Annotated in this window: 14 protein-coding genes; 2 read left to right on the top strand and 12 right to left on the bottom strand. The window is 42.3% G+C overall.

Features of this window, described 5'->3' with window-relative positions:
* Position 1 precedes the first annotated feature (1 nt).
* From AFM12_RS01610 to AFM12_RS01645, 9 genes are all read right to left on the bottom strand, one after another.
* On the bottom strand, positions 2-2,506 hold the full coding sequence (locus AFM12_RS01610; RefSeq protein WP_055143525.1) for a DUF7133 domain-containing protein: 2,505 nt from the start codon (positions 2,504-2,506) through the stop codon (positions 2-4).
* Positions 2,507-2,599: 93 nt separating this feature from the next.
* On the bottom strand, positions 2,600-2,872 hold the full coding sequence (locus tag AFM12_RS01615) for a TIGR03643 family protein (protein WP_055143527.1): 273 nt from the start codon (positions 2,870-2,872) through the stop codon (positions 2,600-2,602).
* On the bottom strand, positions 2,863-4,344 hold the full coding sequence (locus tag AFM12_RS01620; protein WP_055143529.1) for an FAD-binding domain-containing protein: 1,482 nt from the start codon (positions 4,342-4,344) through the stop codon (positions 2,863-2,865). Before AFM12_RS01620 ends, AFM12_RS01615 begins: the two co-directional genes overlap by 10 nt.
* The gene (locus AFM12_RS01625; RefSeq protein ID WP_055145047.1) at positions 4,334-5,866 is read right to left on the bottom strand and encodes a cryptochrome/photolyase family protein; all 1,533 of its coding nucleotides are present in this window, start codon (positions 5,864-5,866) and stop codon (positions 4,334-4,336) included. The genes AFM12_RS01620 and AFM12_RS01625 overlap by 11 nt, the downstream gene beginning before the upstream one ends.
* Positions 5,838-5,999: a DUF2256 domain-containing protein gene (locus AFM12_RS19430; RefSeq protein ID WP_082391153.1), complete on the bottom strand. Its 162-nt coding sequence runs from the start codon at positions 5,997-5,999 to the stop codon at positions 5,838-5,840. The genes AFM12_RS01625 and AFM12_RS19430 overlap by 29 nt, the downstream gene beginning before the upstream one ends.
* Before the next feature lie 22 nt (positions 6,000-6,021).
* Entirely contained in the window at positions 6,022-6,657 is a 636-nt protein-coding gene (locus AFM12_RS01630; protein ID WP_055143531.1) for a flavin reductase family protein, read from the bottom strand.
* 8 nt (positions 6,658-6,665) lie between these two features.
* Complete coding sequence (locus tag AFM12_RS01635) at positions 6,666-7,982, bottom strand: ABC1 kinase family protein (RefSeq protein ID WP_055143532.1); 1,317 nt, start codon at positions 7,980-7,982, stop codon at positions 6,666-6,668.
* Positions 7,983-7,984: 2 nt separating this feature from the next.
* Positions 7,985-8,623 (bottom strand): TetR family transcriptional regulator C-terminal domain-containing protein, encoded by a 639-nt coding sequence (locus AFM12_RS01640; protein ID WP_055143533.1) that lies wholly within the window; start codon positions 8,621-8,623, stop codon positions 7,985-7,987.
* Positions 8,624-8,690: 67 nt separating this feature from the next.
* A complete protein-coding gene (locus tag AFM12_RS01645) occupies positions 8,691-9,989 on the bottom strand; it encodes a hypothetical protein (RefSeq protein ID WP_055143534.1) in 1,299 nt (432 codons plus the stop codon).
* 79 nt (positions 9,990-10,068) lie between these two features.
* Here AFM12_RS01645 and AFM12_RS01650 point away from each other — a divergent pair, with 79 nt between their 5' ends.
* The gene (locus tag AFM12_RS01650; protein ID WP_055143535.1) at positions 10,069-11,841 is read left to right on the top strand and encodes a glycoside hydrolase family 9 protein; all 1,773 of its coding nucleotides are present in this window, start codon (positions 10,069-10,071) and stop codon (positions 11,839-11,841) included.
* The gene (locus AFM12_RS01655) at positions 11,838-12,569 is read left to right on the top strand and encodes a polysaccharide deacetylase family protein (RefSeq protein ID WP_055143536.1); all 732 of its coding nucleotides are present in this window, start codon (positions 11,838-11,840) and stop codon (positions 12,567-12,569) included. Before AFM12_RS01650 ends, AFM12_RS01655 begins: the two co-directional genes overlap by 4 nt.
* Positions 12,570-12,591: 22 nt before the next feature.
* On the opposite strand, the gene AFM12_RS01660 is transcribed toward AFM12_RS01655, so the two are convergent.
* The 3 genes from AFM12_RS01660 to AFM12_RS01670 form a co-directional block, all read right to left on the bottom strand.
* A complete protein-coding gene (locus tag AFM12_RS01660; protein ID WP_055143537.1) occupies positions 12,592-13,365 on the bottom strand; it encodes a 3-ketoacyl-ACP reductase in 774 nt (257 codons plus the stop codon).
* 155 nt (positions 13,366-13,520) lie between these two features.
* Entirely contained in the window at positions 13,521-14,966 is a 1,446-nt protein-coding gene (locus AFM12_RS01665; RefSeq protein ID WP_055143538.1) for an oxidoreductase, read from the bottom strand.
* The gene (locus AFM12_RS01670; protein ID WP_055143539.1) at positions 14,963-16,336 is read right to left on the bottom strand and encodes a glycoside hydrolase family 88 protein; all 1,374 of its coding nucleotides are present in this window, start codon (positions 16,334-16,336) and stop codon (positions 14,963-14,965) included. Before AFM12_RS01670 ends, AFM12_RS01665 begins: the two co-directional genes overlap by 4 nt.
* Positions 16,337-16,401: the final 65 nt, after the last annotated feature.

Raw genomic sequence — 16,401 nt, forward strand, 5'->3', positions numbered from 1 at the left:
TTTACTTCTGTTCGTTCAGTTTTTCGGTGTGCGTTATCAGCTCTCGGGCTGTCCATGGTTGTACTTTCCCTTGTGATCTTACTCTTAGCATTCCCACTGTTCTTCGGGTTACAGGTGCTGCTGAGTGGCCCCATTCATTTCGGATGTAGGTCATTATGTTGGCTATATCCTCATCATTAAGCGTAGAATGAGAAGGCATCACGGGCAAAATATCCGGTACATCATAGTGCGTTCCTTTCACGGTCAAAGGTCCCTCCAATCCATGAAGAAGTATCAAAGCCAGACGACTCTCGTCACCTGTAACCCATTCTGAACCTGAAAGCGGAGGAGCAAACCGTTTGACTCCCTTACCATTTGCTCCGTGGCAACCTGTGCAATAGGTCAAATAGGCTTTTCTTCCGGCACTATATTGTTTCAAACCTTCTGCATCTAATACAAAGGATGATTTCTCCTGAGTTTGTTCAACCGGTTTTTCTGGCCAGTGAAGAGCTTTGCTTAATCGCTCAGTTTCCAATGTGCCTTGCTCCAAAAGTTGAGGCTTGAAAGTCAGAGTCAATGGCTCTTCTTCAGAACTCATAGCTTCAGACGCCATACCTGTCAATAAGGCCTGAGTTTGCCAATTGTCTTTCTGACCTATCATATTCAATAGTTTATTGACTTCTTCAGGAATTCTCCTTTTTAGAATAATTGCTCCCAATTGATCAAAAAAGATATTTTGATGGTCCGTATTTTTCTGCCAGGAGGGTTGAGTTATGAGGTAATCAATGAGGTCTAACTCTCTGTTGCCGGAGGCACTCAGTGCAGCATCTCTCAATAAGGCATCTTCTCCCTGGTTTGAAATAATTTGAGCTATCGCTCTAAATGCAACATCTTTTTCAAACTGATCCGATGACAGAAGCATTTGAAGTGCCAACGCATCACTGATACGGCCTGAAAGTACTTTAGTCAGGCCTATTTTAAGTTCACTTTTATTGATATTGTCATGTCGTGATGCTAGAGCAAGAGCACGGGCCTTAACGTCTTCGTTATCATCATTAGAGAGAAGTTGGAGTGTAAGAGACGGATTTAATACTCCTAGGTTTTCCATCACCGTCAGGGCACCTAATTGAGCATATGGCTCTGCATGTAATGCCACTTTCTCCAATTCAGGTAAATCTTGAGTTAGTTTGTTTTGGATCAAAAGACGTTTTGAATGCTCACGAGCCCACTGAAACGGACTTTCAAGTTGTTCAACTAAGCCTTTTGGGTCATTGGTTGATAATTCTGCTTTTGATAGAGCCTGAAAATTCTTGGGTGTTATTTTCCAGATGCGGCCCAAGTGTACGTATTTATCAAGACCTCTTTTCAGCGTTTGCTCTCTAAGATATTCAGTCATATATGCCCCATGCTGATTTATTCCACGATACATATCGACAATATAGATGGCTCCATCAGGGCCGCTCGTGATATGGACGGGTCTGAAACGCTCATCTGTAGAAGCCAAGAATTCCTTGCCATTAAAGGCATTCTTGGCTTCCAGATAATTTCCGTTGGAATTCACCAGATTGAGTTTTACTAAATTACCCGCTGGTTCACAGACAAATACACTATTATAAAGGTTATCGGGAAAAACACCCCGACTTCTTTGAACGAAAGGAGAGCACGCCGATGTAAATTCCAGCAGTTTGCCTTCTTCATTTAATGTACCCGGTATGTAACCTCTGTTAATTGCCGGATTAGGCCTGGCGGGAAAAACTCTTCGGTCAATAGTTAGACCGTGGTCAATACCGGTAGTAGCCTCAAAATGAGGGTTTCTGTTTAAAAGATTGGGCTGAACCAGATCAGCATGTAGTTGCGACCAGTTGTAATTATAATAGAGTCGGCCTAAATCATCTTTGTCAATTCCCCATTGCCCTCTGAATTCGGTTTCTTCTTTGAGCCATTCTTTCCCGTTTCTTTTATACCTGTATTTCGATTTGGCATTGTATATCCAGCCATCGTCGCCTAAAATAAGACCATTGGCCGAGTGTTCGGGTAGGCCACCACCACCGTATTCTGCATCTACTAGTGTCCGTTTGTCAGAAACTCCGTCACCATCGGTATCTTCATAAAACCAAAGAGGAATGTTTTCAGCAATAAGGACGCCGTCCGGGAAAAACTGTATGCCCCTGGGTAAAATAAGATTATCAGCGTATGTGGTTCTCTTGTCAAATTTGCCATCGCCGTCTTTATCTTCAAGGTAAGAGACGCGGCCTATCGGTGAATCTTCATTGCTACCATCGATATCATTCATAAAAGCCCGCATTTCTACTACCCAGAGCCTACCTTTTTCATCAAATTTTGCAAGAACAGGGTCTTCAAGAAGTGGCTCGGCAGCTACTAATTTGATATCGAAACCATCGGCAAGCTGAAAGGTTTTAAGCTCCTCCTCCGGAGATTTTGGAAGAGAAATTTCGTCATCAAAAAAATCAAATCCCTTGGGAAACAGAGACAAAACAAAGGCCAGTATCAGGCTTATTCTAAGCATTCTTTCTATAGGTTTGCGTAGAATAAAAATAGCCAGAATTTGATTATTTCCCGAAAGAATTGGAAGAAAGGGGGTAATTAGAAGATGTGTGGGCTATCTCTTTGAGATTTTATTGCCACTGATGTCTCGTTGAAGCTTACTTTTAAAGCGGTTGGTGTCTTCAGACCGCAGGTTTTGATGCTTGGTTTTTCGTCCACTTACCCGTTTTCGCCACATTTTAAAACTGGATTGTTTCATCTCTTTTCTCATCAATTCAATGACCTCTTTTTCGGCAAGGCCAAATTGAAATTCAATGGCTTCAAAGGGCGTTCTGTCTTCCCAGGCCATTTCAATGATTCGGTCTGTTTCTCTTTCGGTTAGTCCCATATCTGTCGGCTTGGTGTAGTGTGTCGTTCCAAAATACGTTTTGATTCAGTTTTTACTTTCTTCTGTTTCCGCATTCCCCAAAGAATATCGCTAGCTCTTTTTCTAGTTATTTTTTGGTCAATAATCGGGTAAGGATAATCCTCGCCAAGAGTAAAACCTATATCTGCGGCTTCAATGGCCGTCATTTCTTCGGGGGCGTGAATGTATTCCAAAGGAACCTTGGCGAGTTCAGGTACCCATTGCTTGATAAATTCACCATCCGGATCATGCTTTCGGCTGTTCAAAGTCGGGTTGTAAATACGAACGGTATTGATGCCTGTTTCACCCGCTTGCATGATAATTTGCGGGAAATGGATGCCGGGCTCAAAATCAAGAAACTGGCGAGCCAGATGCGGTGCGGCCAATTGCCAAGGTTGCCAAAGATGATGTGTAAAAAAGCTGACCAGCATAGCCCGCATTCTGAAATTGAGATAACCCGTTTCATTCAGACATCGCATGCAGGCATCTATCAATGGAAATCCTGTTTGACCAGTTTCCCAGGCCTCAACAAAAGCGGGATTGACCTCTTTTTCGATTTCTCTGAAGCCTTTATTGACCGGTCGAAACTCCATTTCGCATTCCATTTCAAATTTCTGGATGAAATGAGCCTGCCATCGTAAACGGGAGGTAAAACCATTCAAATCCCTTTTTTTACCACCATTTTCCGCCAGAGCCTTTGCCTTCTGCCAAACTTCTCTGACGCTAAGATTGCCCCAAGCCAGATACGGAGACAGACGGCTGCAGCTTTTCCGGGCAAGAAGGGGCTTTGAGATGTTTTTATTGTACGTTTTATAGCGGTCGGCCAGAAAACTGTTCAGGTATTTCAGTGCCGTTTTTCGCCCTCCTTTTTGAAAGTTTTTTGAAGGTTCTTTTTCAAGTTGAAAGGGTTCAAAAATTGATGCTAATTGACTGAAAAATTCTTTTGAAATAAACTGGTCTTGAGCTGGTTTAAAGTCAAATAGCTCACTTTTCATGTAAGTATACCAGTCTTTTCGCCAGTCTTTTCTATTTTTCCGACCTCTGAAAACGCCGTTGTTGATATTCTCAAGCCACGCTATATTTTGATTTTCAAACCAATCTTTGAGATAAAGATCACGAGCAAAAGTGATTTTCAAGCCCGTTTCCTGATGAGAGAATACCTTGTTGATTTGCAGACTAGAATTGAGCCGCTCAAAAACATCTGCGGCCTCACCTTTGACAGTCAAAACGGCTGTTCCTTGTTCTTTAAGTTCTTCATTGAGGTCACTAAGTGATTGTTTGATAAAATCCCAGTGCCGCTTGCTATAATGTTCGTCTTGCTCCAAAGAAGGCTCCAGAATATATAGAAATAGTACAGGTTCCGGCTGCTGCAAAGCGTGATGAATGGCCTCGTTATCGGTAAGCCTAAGGTCTCTTTTGAACCATACGATATTTACAGCTGGCTTAGTAGTCATCAGTGTTTTCAATAATATCTGCAGCTCTTGCTTTGATGGCTTTTAATTCATCTTTTGAAATTTTATCCAGAAGGCTGAGCATCATGCTCATACGAGGATTTTTCTCGAAGTATTTTCGTTTTTCATCCAGGAAATTCCAGTAGAGCGAGTTGAACGGACAAGCCTTTTCGCCAGTCCGTTGTTTATGATCGTAATGGCAGCTATCGCAGTAATTGCTCATCTTATGAATGTAGGAGGCACTGGAAACGTAGGGTTTTGTGGCGAGGAGGCCGCCATCGGCCCATTGGCTCATTCCACGAGTGTTTGGTAACTGCACCCATTGAATGGCGTCAATGTAAATTCCTAAATACCAGTCATCAACTTCGTCAGGGTGTCTGAAAGTGAGCAAAGCAAAATTCCCGGTGATCATTAATCGCTGAATGTGATGAGCGTAGGCATTTCTCAGAGAGTTTTGAATGCAGTTGCTCAGGCAATTCATTTTGGTCTTACCCGTCCAATAAAAATCAGGAAGCTTCTCATGATTCTCCAGCTCATTCCTCTGAGCGTATTCGGGCATCTGAGCCCAGTAAACGCCACGCATGTACTCCCGCCAACCAATCACCTGACGAATAAAACCTTCTACTTGAGAGATGTCAATTTCATCCTGATGTTTCAGATAATATTTCTCAATTCTTTCCACTACTTCACGGGCTGAAATCAATTTCAGGTTCATGGCAAATGAAAGACCTGAGTGATAAAGCATTGCCTTATCCGTGTGCATGGCATCCTGATAATCTCCGAAATGAATCAAAAGCTTTTCGCAGAAATAATCCAGCTGCTCTAAAGCCTCTTTTCGGCTTACCGGGAAATGAAATTGATCTTTTGGTAGCTGCCCGATGGTTTCAATGCCAGCTTCGTCAATCAGCTTTTTGAGGTGGCTCACCTCCTTTGTGAATAGTATAGGATCAGGTATTAAGGTCTGGTTTTTCCACTTTTTCTGATTGCTTTTGTCAAAATTCCATTTTCCACCAGCTGGTTCATCACCATTCATTAAAACATCATGTTTCTTTCGCATGGCACGATAGAAATTCTCCATCAGGTAAGTCTTTTTTCCTTTAAAAAACTCCTGCAGTTCGTTTCTGGAAGTATAAAAATGCTCGGTATCAAAGACCTCAGACTCAATTTCAATTTCTTCGCAAAACGCCCTAAGTTCTTCATCAAGCCGATATTCATCAGGAAGTAAGTATTCAAATTTCTGAATACTGTTTTCGCCAATGAGATTTTTGAGGTTTTTTGTGAGACTTTGAGTGTTTTTACGATGATCAAGTTGATAGTATATGACTTTATGGCCATTTTTTTCTAATTGCTCTGCAAAGGACCTCATGGCCAGAAAAAAGCCAACGATTTTTTGAATATGATGTCTCACATAATCGGTTTCCTGCCGCATCTCAAACATACAATAGGTGACCTGCTCATTGGTTTCCTGAAACCAGGAATGCTGGCTATTAACTTGATCACCCAGAATTAGTCGTAGTGTTTGCATCTTTTGATTTTCTTGCTCCACTGCAGCGTTTGCTACAGTATTTAACCTCATCCCAGTTTTTCTCCCATTTCTTTCTCCAGGTGAAGGGCCGCTGGCAAACAGGACATATTTTTTCAGGAAGAGGCTTTTTCATGTCGGTTGGAGTATCCTTCTCCTTAGACCATTTCTGTTACGGGTTGATCAGGTCGGGTATAGTTGAAACGTTTCTTTATCTCGGGTATAGCATAGGCGTCTAGTCCGTTGATAGATGCGACATCTCCAACTTCTAAATGGAGAAAGCCGTCATCTTGTAGCATTTCTTCTTTGACATAAATGCCCTGAATCTCTCCGATCATAAGTATGGTTCCGTTGACTTTTATCGGAATTTCCTCAACATATTTCATCATAATCTGAACAGGACTTTCGGCGACAAAAGGGGCTGGCCAGTCATTACGATATTTAGGGGTCAAGCCTGTTTTGTCAAATTCAGAAATATCCTCTGCATATTTGGCAGAACAGTGGTGTGCCTCGCTCAAAAAAGATTCAGCGATGTGATTTATAGTGTAATACTTACTCTTGAGGATATTCTCATAGGTGTGTCTTGGCACGGTAGGCGGCCTGAGAATAAAACCTAATAGAGCCGGGTCGGAACCAAGATGCGTTACAGAAGAAAAAGTCCCGATATTTTCCACACCTTTTGCTGACAATGTGCCAATCAAATTCGCAGATTTATATCCAGAGCACGAGTTGACCAGGTTTGCCCGAAATAAACGGTCAAAACCTTTTAGATCTTCTTTACTGATATAATTCATATTCTCCTTTAAGCTGGTTCAAGATATTGCTGAAAAGAATTGATCCTCACTTCAGCTTTAAGCTCATGTAATAGATTATAGAGTCCGAAGAAAGTACGGTTAATGTATAAGAAATGTTTACTCCCTCTATTTCCATTCATTTTACGGAGCTCAGTACTTTTGGCATATTTCTCACCAAGGGCGGCAATGGCAGCGAAGAATGAATCATCTGAGAAGTCAAAAACCTCGGAATTGAAGGGCTTCGAAAACAGACTGAGCATTTCAGAGAATAGCTTCGTAAAGTATTTGGCTTCTTCAGGGCTGTCATCTGTTCTAATGATTTCCAAGTCTTTCAGTCCTTTCTGTAATTTTTCAGGATCTGAGATGTTTTCTGCTTTGGCCAGTTCAAAATACGGTTCATAGAAATCGTCAGGAATTTCTTTCATGCAGCCAAAATCAATGGCAATCAGCTCATTTTCTTCATTGATTAAGAAATTACCAGGATGCGGGTCTGCATGTACTTTTCTTAACTCATGGATTTGAAACAAATAAAAATCCCACAAAACCTGTCCTACTTTTCGGGCGGCTTCGGGGTCTGTATTGGTTTTTGTCCATTCTGATAAGTGGACGCCGTGCATCCAATCCATGGTCAGAATACGATCAGTTGAGAGTTCTTCGTAATACTGTGGAAACCTCAGATTGGCGATATGACTACAGGCCTGAGCAATCTCCTGGCTTTGTTTAATCTCCAGCTTGTAATCAGTTTCTTCTTTGAGTTTCAACTCCACTTCTTTGAAGTACTTTTCACTGTCCGCACCCTGAAGATTAAACATGCGAATGGCGATCGGTTTCACAATTGCCAAGTCAGAAGAAATACTGTCTGCAACGCCAGGATACTGAATTTTAACTGCTAAAGTTTTTCCATCTTTCTCAGCTTTATGAACCTGACCAATACTTGCGGCATTTACCGAGTTTTCAGAAAACTTGTCAAAAAGATCCAAAGGTTCTTTTCCAAAGTATTTTCTAAAAGTTTTTCTCACCAAGGGGGCGGAAAGCGGCGGAACGGAGAATTGTGACAAGGAAAATTTCTCAACATAGGCATTTGGAAGAAGGTTTTTCTCCATACTTAGCATTTGAGCTGCTTTCAGTGCACTTCCCTTCAAGCTTTTCAGTCCGTCGTAAATATCTTCGGCGTTTGATTCATTCAAAGCTTCTCTGTTGACTTCAGGATTAACCAGCTTTTCTCCGTAGTATTTGAGGTAATTGCCTCCAACTTTCACTCCCGTTTTGACGAGTTTGGCAGCCCGACTGATTTTGCCGGTAGGTATACTGTCTATGGTGTTCATGGCTATGCGATGGCTTCTTTGTAAAGAAATTTACCAAGATCTAACACAGATTTGATTGGTGTGTTTTCAACCAAATCAAAAGTAGCCATGATAGCCTTTTCAATGAAAATGTCCGTTTTTTCAAAGCCTGCTGACTCATCATTGACCCAGAAACGCATCACTACCAAAAGCTGAGCCCAAGCGGCCTCCTGAAAGGTGTTTGACTTAAACTTTTCTAACCGTTTTGCCTCAGACTTTATTTGCTCAGCAAAAATTTCCTGAGTGTAATTAGAGAAATGCTCCCTCAAACCTTTTAACTGCTCCAGTTTGTTGAACTCTTTTATGTTTTTTGGCAGAGCTGCTAAAACATAACTTCTGTTAGCCGTGAGAATCTCAAAGAAAGTGTAATAAAAACTCAGAAGTTTCTCTCGTGAATCGTATTGTTGGTACTCTTCATTTTTCTCCAGGAGTTCGATTGTCTTTTCAAAAAACGTTGTGAATACTTTCTTTTCGACGGCCTTTAGTGACCCATATTCCTGATAAAATTCAGTTTCAGTCAGTTTATTTTCTTTACAGAACTTATATACGCTCTCAGGCTCGGAGCCATGCTCTAAAACCCACTGCATATAAAGTTCTAAAATTGATTTTTTCGTTTTCGCCATGATGTTTTCTGTTGATCAAAATAGAAACAATGTCTAACTGTGATTAGTTTAAAGTTAGACAAAATTCTTACTCATTGATCAACCTCAACGGCAAAACTTGTTTGCTCAGCAATTCACCGAAGGCTTTCCATCGTCCTTCATTTGTATCTGCTCTGCCGTCGATGTATTGGGCAATCAGGTCTTTGCCGTAGTTGTAGTTGATGACATAACTGCGGTATTTTCTGGTAAAGGCAATTCTCTGTTTCGCTTTGTCGGGGCTATAGAAGCCATATTTGATGAGGAACTCGATTCCCTCATCGTCTGTCATATTGCCATTTAAAATGCCTCTGGCAACTTCATTGCCAGCATAATTAAGTTTTGAAACGCTTTCTAAAGCTTTAAAATAGGCGGTAATTCCGGTGGTATCTAAACCAGCCAATGGTAAAAGAGTCTCCTTACAAAAGGCGATCTTTTCCTCTTCAGGAAAGGCCAGTTGAATACCGTAATTTGCCGACCCTTCAGCAATAAGCGATTGTGGGCTAAAAAGCGGGTAGAGTGATGTTTCTATGTAGCCTTTTTCGTTATAAAGGTTTTCCTCCAGGAGCATATTATAAACATGGTGACCGGGGTAGCTTTCATGGCTTCCTACATCAATAACCCGCTCGATGGAAATGGGAAAATCAGTATTGATTTGTATCAGGCTGGTGTAATTTCCTTTGTACCAATTGTAACCGCTCCAAGCCTTGTCACCCACATATTCAAGGTTAAAACTTTCATTTTCAGGAATTGGATAATGCAGTTTCGTTTGGTTGCGAGCCTCAGCAATAGCAGCTCTTAAAACTGTATCCAGTCTGGCGGGCGGAATTACAAACTGCTGACTCAAAGTAGCAAACCGATCTTTCAAACTGCCAGAACCTGGCAGAGTGTTTTCAAGGTCATTAATTATTTCCTGGAAATGACTCTCTTCAAAATTGGGAGCCGAAACGCCGAATAGCTTTTTTGATTCTTCATCAAAATCTGAGGTTTCGCCGGCCACGATTCGAATTCTTTCTTCAGCCGCTATAAGTTGAGCCAAAATATAATTTGCTCTTTGAACCTCAATTTCATCTGAGGAGTTTTTGATAAATTCCTGAAAGCCTGACTGAAGGCCAATTACTTTATGCAAAAGCATTTCTTTCGGAAAAGAATCATACTCTGCCGGTGCTGGCTTCAGGTTGTCAGGCCCGTAATATGCATCTACAAAATCAGGGTCATATTGACCAATTAGAAGACCGGTTTTGACATATTCTTTGGCTAGTTGTTCGAGAGGGTTGGTTTCTTCTGGTGTGGTATTGCAAGATTGAAATAGAACAGTGAGGAGAACAAATGAAAGGTATATTTTCTTCATGAGAGCTTATTTAAATTATATTGAGGGTGTTTCCCGAATCAAACTTTTATCTGATTAAATCGCTTCATCAAAACTATTTATGAAATATAGGTATTCTGTTTTAAGTCTTCTTTGTTTTTTCATTGCCATCAGATCAGACGCCCAGGAGTTTAGGATAAATTTGGCCGGATACCTTCCTGATGGCAGTAAAAAGGTATTATTTCTTGATTCAGAATTTTCAACAGAAAGACGTTTTGTTTTGAAATCTGTTGCAGATTCCCGCTTTGAACTTAAGTTGAAAGCATATTCTAAAACCAATTGGAAACCATTTGAACGCACTTTTGAAATACATTTTGATGAATTTCAAAACGGAGGTGAATACTTTATTCAGGAGTTGAACTCTGGTCTTCAATCTAAGCCCTTCACGATAGGTCTTTTTCCTGATTGGCAGGAAGATGTCATTGGCTTTATGCAGACTCAGCGTTGTGGTTTCAATCCATATTTTGGGGATTCCTGCCATAAGAGAGATGGGCTTAGTTTTTACGGACTGGTTCCGGACTCATCGTTAGTGGATGCTGGTGGTGGGTGGCATGATGCCGGTGATCAGTTAAAATATTTGATAACAGGTTCTAATGCCACGGCACGTATGCTTCAGGCTTGGTTAAAATACCCAAATCAGTTTAAAGATCGGGTCCTTTCTAATGGTTTGAAAGGGGAGAACGGTCTCCCTGATGTCTTGGATGAAGCCCGTTGGGGACTGGAATGGCTGCTTCGGCTACACCCTCAAAAGGAAGTACTTTATCATCAGGTAGCTGATGACAGGGATCATCACGGTTTCAAAATGCCTCAAAATGACAATGCCGATTACGGCTGGGGTGCTAATGGCTACCGACCGGTCTATGCCGCTACGGGTCGGCCGCAAGGTCTGGGGAAATACAAAAGCAAGGCGACAGGCTACGCCAATTTAGCAGGTAGAACAGCCGCTGCCTTAGCTTTAGGTTTTCAAGCTTTTGAGCAATTTGATGAAACCAGGATTTTTGCAAAACGTTGCCTTCTGGCAGCTTTGGAGGTTTATCAACTTGGAAAAGAGAACGAAGGATTTCAGCAGGGCAATAGCTATGGGGCACCGTATCGCTATGAAGAAAATACCTGGGCGGACGACATGGAATGGGCAGCTGCTGAGCTTTATAAGGTAACGAATCAAAAGACTTACCTTAAAGATGCTCGAAAATATGCAGAGGAAATAGGTAATTGGTCCTGGATGCAAAGAGATACCGCCTCGCATTATGAAATGTACCCTTTTGTGAACATGGGTCATTATGCTTTCTGGCAGACAGGTAATAGGAAAGACAAAAAAAGAGCAGCCGAATATTACCGTCAAAATCTCAAGAAGGTACAGGAAAGAGCTGCAGGAAATCCATATGGTGTGGGGCATCTTTTTATTTGGTGCTCCAATAACCTTTCTGCCGCAGTGGCCACGCAAGCTATTCTTTATGAGGAAATGACAGGTGATACCCAGTTCAGGCAACTTATTTTTAATCAAATCAACTGGATTTTTGGATTGAATCCATGGGGGACATCCATGATCACAGGATTGCCGGAAAACGCTGACTGGCCCTTGGATGTTCACATGCCTTTCAGGGTGTTGAACAAACAAGTGGTAAAAGGAAGTCTGGTCGATGGCCCGCTTTGGAGTACCATTCACGACGGCATGTTGGGTATTCAGTTGTCTGAAGAAGATGAATACAAAGATTATCAGCCGCCTCATATTCGCTATCACGACGACTATGCTGATTATTCGACCAATGAGCCTACTATGGACGGATCAGCAGATTTGATTTTGCTTCTGACTTATTTAAATACTGGCCGATGAGAAGATTGATTTTTATCTTTTTACTGGTTAGCGTAAATGTCTCTGCTCAAGAAAAACTCTACGAAAAGGAGGGGGCATGGTATAGGTCAGATACAGCTCAAAAGGCCATCTATTTGATATTTACAGGCCATGATTTTGACGAAGGATTTCCTTTTGTGATGAAAACACTCAACGAAGAAAAAGTGAAGGCAAGCTTTTTTCTGACCGGTACTTTTGTTCAAAAACATCGAAGGCTGATTAAAGATATTATGGCTGAAGGGCATTTTGTGGGGCCGCATTCAGACCGGCATTTATTGTACTGCGATTGGGTCAAAAGAGACTCTCTGCTGGTTTCAGGAAAAGAACTAAAACACGATTACTTAAGAAACCTGAAACGACTGAACAAATTGGGGATTTTTACCAACTTGTTTATGCCTCCCTATGAATGGTATAACCGGCAAGTAAATGATCTGTTGAAAAAAAGTTTCGGAGTTGAACTGGTCAATTTCACACCCGGCACTTCTTCCAATGCCGATTATACAACACCAAATGTGGTCAACTACAAAAGTTCACAGGAGATTTATGATCGAATTCTTGACTATGAAGCTGAGAGAGGATTGAACGGTTTTCATTTGCTCATTCACCCGGGTATCGACCCAGAAAGAACAGACAAATTGTACCTGCGTCTGCCTGATCTGCTTAATGAACTGAAAACCAAAGGTTATCGGTTTGAAAGATTTGATGACTAATCAAGAAATTAATCCTATGCCTTTACAAACGCATAATACCCAACCCCCCGTCAGGAACAATAATCTGGCCTGTACAGTAAGGTAAGCCACCGGTTGCCAAAGAAGCCACGACTTTACCGATATCAGCAGGCTTGCCCATTCTTTTTTCAAGAACAAGGCCGTCTTCGGCCATTTTAGTGTATTTGTCTTTCACTACTGTCGTCATATCTGTTTCTATAACTCCAGGCTGCACTTCGTAAACGGGGATTCCATAATCCGCCATTTTTACCGCAAAAGAACTACTCATGATACTCAAACTGGCTTTAGCCATACAGTATTCGATACGTTGAGTAGATGCTGTTCTGGCTGAAATAGAGGTGATATTGATAATCATAGCCTCAAAATCATCATTTCCTTCTTTTTGTTTAATCAGCTCTTTGGCGGCTTTTTGAGTTAAGAAGAAAGTCCCTTTCTGATTGATATTCATCATATAGTCGAAGTCTTCTTCCTCAATCTCCAACATGTCTTTCCGGACCTTTGGAGCAACACCGGCATTATTGACCAAAACGTTTAAACGACCATGGTCAGCCAATACTTTTTCAATGATCGCAGTTCTGTCTTCAGCTTTAGCTATATTGCCCTGAGCATAAGTAACTTTAGTGCCATGAGATTGCAGTGAGTTCAAAGCCTCCTGAGCGGATTCTTCATCTCTGACACCATTGATCGTAAGGTCAAAACCTACCTTGGCCAACTCCGTGGCGATTCCAAACCCAATTCCTCTGCTTCCGCCCGTTACGAGGGCTACTTTATTTTTCATATTTTTTTTAAGACAAAAGATTTAAGACGTAAGACAAAAGACTAACTTTCCAGACACCATACTGAAAACATCGGTCATCGATCATCCGTCATCCGCCTCCAAAACATCAAACACCTGACTTCCAACTTCAGACCTCTAACCCCAGACCTCCCAACTCACATCGCACTCTTAATCTCCTTCACCTTCTTCGCTTCAGGCATTTCTTTATAGTAGGCATCCAATGGGAAACAACCAGAAATCATGGCGTTTCGAGGTCCGGTGGTACAATCAGAGAAGGTTCGGCAGATCTTGGTTCTTTTTACCACTTCACCGTTCAACATGTCGGCCGGCATTTCCGGGTAACTCAAAACCATGCGTCCAAAACCGATCATGTCCGCTTTTTTTTCTTCCAATACCGCCTGAGCCACATTAGGCAGCCATTCCTGAAGGTAGGAGTAGGCCGAGCCAATAATCACCATTTCAGGAAATTGCTCTTTGATCTGAGCCGTCACTTTAATCTGACGAGCAACACCAAGGAAAGGATCCTCCGGTGGCAAATAACCATCAGAGGGAGGGAAGAGGGCAGGTCTGATGATATGAGGGTTATAATAAGGGCTTCCGCCGGTCACACAAATCAATTCGATACCCAGGCTCTGAGCCAGGCTGATGAATTCAAAGGTTTCATTCAGGTCTTCTGAAAGACCATCTTTTGCTCCACCGAAAGCATAGTTGTATTCTCCGCTGGTTGATGGTTCACCCATGCCTTCTTCGTCCGGCTTAAACGGCATCCAGTCAAATGCACTCAGGCGAATTCCCATTTGCAATCCGGGAGCGGCCTCTTTGATACCCGCCACGATGTCTCTTAAAAAACGAGTTCTGTTTTCAAAACTTCCACCGTATTTGCCTGGCCGGTCAAAAGACGAAAGGAATTCATGACCCAGGTACCCATGGCAATGTTTGATATCTACAAAATCAAAACCAGCCTTTTGTACCAGTACCGCGGCTTTGATATAGTCCTGAATCAGATTATCGATGTATTCATCAGTCAAAATTGGATAGTCTTCGCCAAGACCCTGTTTATCATTTAGAACAGGATGGTAATAAAGGATTTTTGGCTCCATTTTATCCTGACGAAAGGGCTTACAGAAACGTCCGGAGTGCGTGAGCTGAAGACCAACCATAAAATCATTAGTGTTGCCAAACTGAGCTTCATGTTCAGTGTGAAGCATATCATGAAGCTCCACAAAATCCTGAAAATTGGCCTCATTGATCATGAGCTGATTGGGATTCGCCCGTCCTTCAGGGTTAACGGCTACCGCTTCGCAGCCGAATAACAACTTGGCTCCACTGATCGCAAAATGCTTCCAGCGTCTTTTGGTATGTGCACTCGGTTTACCGTCAGTTGTGCCGTCCCAGCCTTCCATTGGCAGGATACATAAGCTGTTTCCTATTTCTGATCCCGATTTGAGCTTGATTTTTTTAGCAAAAACAGAATCTGGTCCTGATCCCACTTCTGATCGGAAAGGCAATTCGGCACCAATGGATTCTAAATGTTCCAGAAGTTGCTCGTCAGTCTTAAGTTGGGCTACCCGGGTATATTTTGGTTTATTTTTTTTACTCATCGGTTTCGGTATTGGTCAAGGCAGTTATAAAAAGCATAATCAGGTTTGTTTTCGATCATCCGACCCACTTGAATGGCCAGTTCACGTATATGGTAGTCGCCCCACATGCTGCTTTCATGGCAGGCGATTTTCTGTCCTTCCGGAATATTGTCCCAGCCGTTCGGCTGATGATAAATGCTGTGCAGCAAAATACCCTGATGATGATCTTCGGTAGAGAGATAGGGCTCTTGAAGCAGACTTTCCGTGGTGGTCAGTCCGGCTTTTATATAGTTGTCATCATTCAGATACTTTCCTAAGCGAATCAAACCCTGGGCTGCAATCGCGGCCGCTGTGCTGTCAACGGGCTCAAAATCATTATAAGGATCGGCTTTGACCTGGGTATAATCACCCAGCTTGTGGATGTTTGGTGCCCCGGTATCCCAGTAGGTTATGCCATCAAGAGCCGTATTCTCAATGAAGAAATCACAAGTGGCTTTCGCTCCCTTTTTAAGGATTTCAATCAATTCTTTTTTGGAAATCAAGCCTTCAAATTCACTTTTGGGCAATAGGCTCATTAATTCCAATTCCTCGGCAAATCCGCAAATGGCCCAGGCCAAACCGCGTGTCCAGGTGGTAAAGCCGCTGAAACCTTGCTGGGCATTAGGAGCCCTGAAGTTTCCGTCGTTGGTATTGAAAATGCATTCATGAGCGGTGCGGCCCCAAACATCGTAAGAGTCTCGGCCTTCGCCATAGTATACATTATATTTTGCGGTGGATAGTATATGTTTGATGCCTCTTTCCAGCAGGTTGATGCTGACATCATTCTCCCCCTTCAATTTATGACCCATCAGATGGCTAAGCATCAGAATCCTCACCGAACGAATGGTGTCTACAAACAAAGAATGAGGCCCATTGAAGGAGTAGATGTAACCGCCATCCACCGTTTTTGTCCAGCGGGAGGCCTGCACAGCTCCACTGTTTTTAATGGCCAGTTCATAGAAGTTTTGCTCCCAGTCGTTCTGCGGAATCAGGCTTTCTTTCATAAAACGTAGAAGGTTTCCGTAGGTGCTGATGTTATTAAAACCGTGATCGTGAACCCCAATATGGGTCAGATGCGGAGCCATTTTCTCCAGGGTATTTTTCCGGCCGATGTTGAGAAACTCCTCGTCGCCCGTGGCCTCAAATTGTAAAAGAGCGGAGCCATATTGAAACCCCTCGGTCCATTCGGTCCATCCCCGTGAGCTGTATTTCCCGTTCACCGTAAAAACCGGTGCTCCCTTTGAGGAGTCATATTCCTGTTCAATTGATTTGATTTTTTGACCTGACAAGGTCCAGAAGTCCACCAATAGACCTTTTAAGTCTTGCGGAGCAATGTCTTTTTTGACCTGCATTTAATTCAATAGAGTTTGGTTGAGCTCAATGAACGAAATCAATCGTTCGTGATTAAATGCGAAGT

It is taken from the genome of Jiulongibacter sediminis (assembly GCF_001306455.1).
Classification (GTDB): Bacteria; Bacteroidota; Bacteroidia; order Cytophagales; family Spirosomataceae; genus Jiulongibacter; species Jiulongibacter sediminis.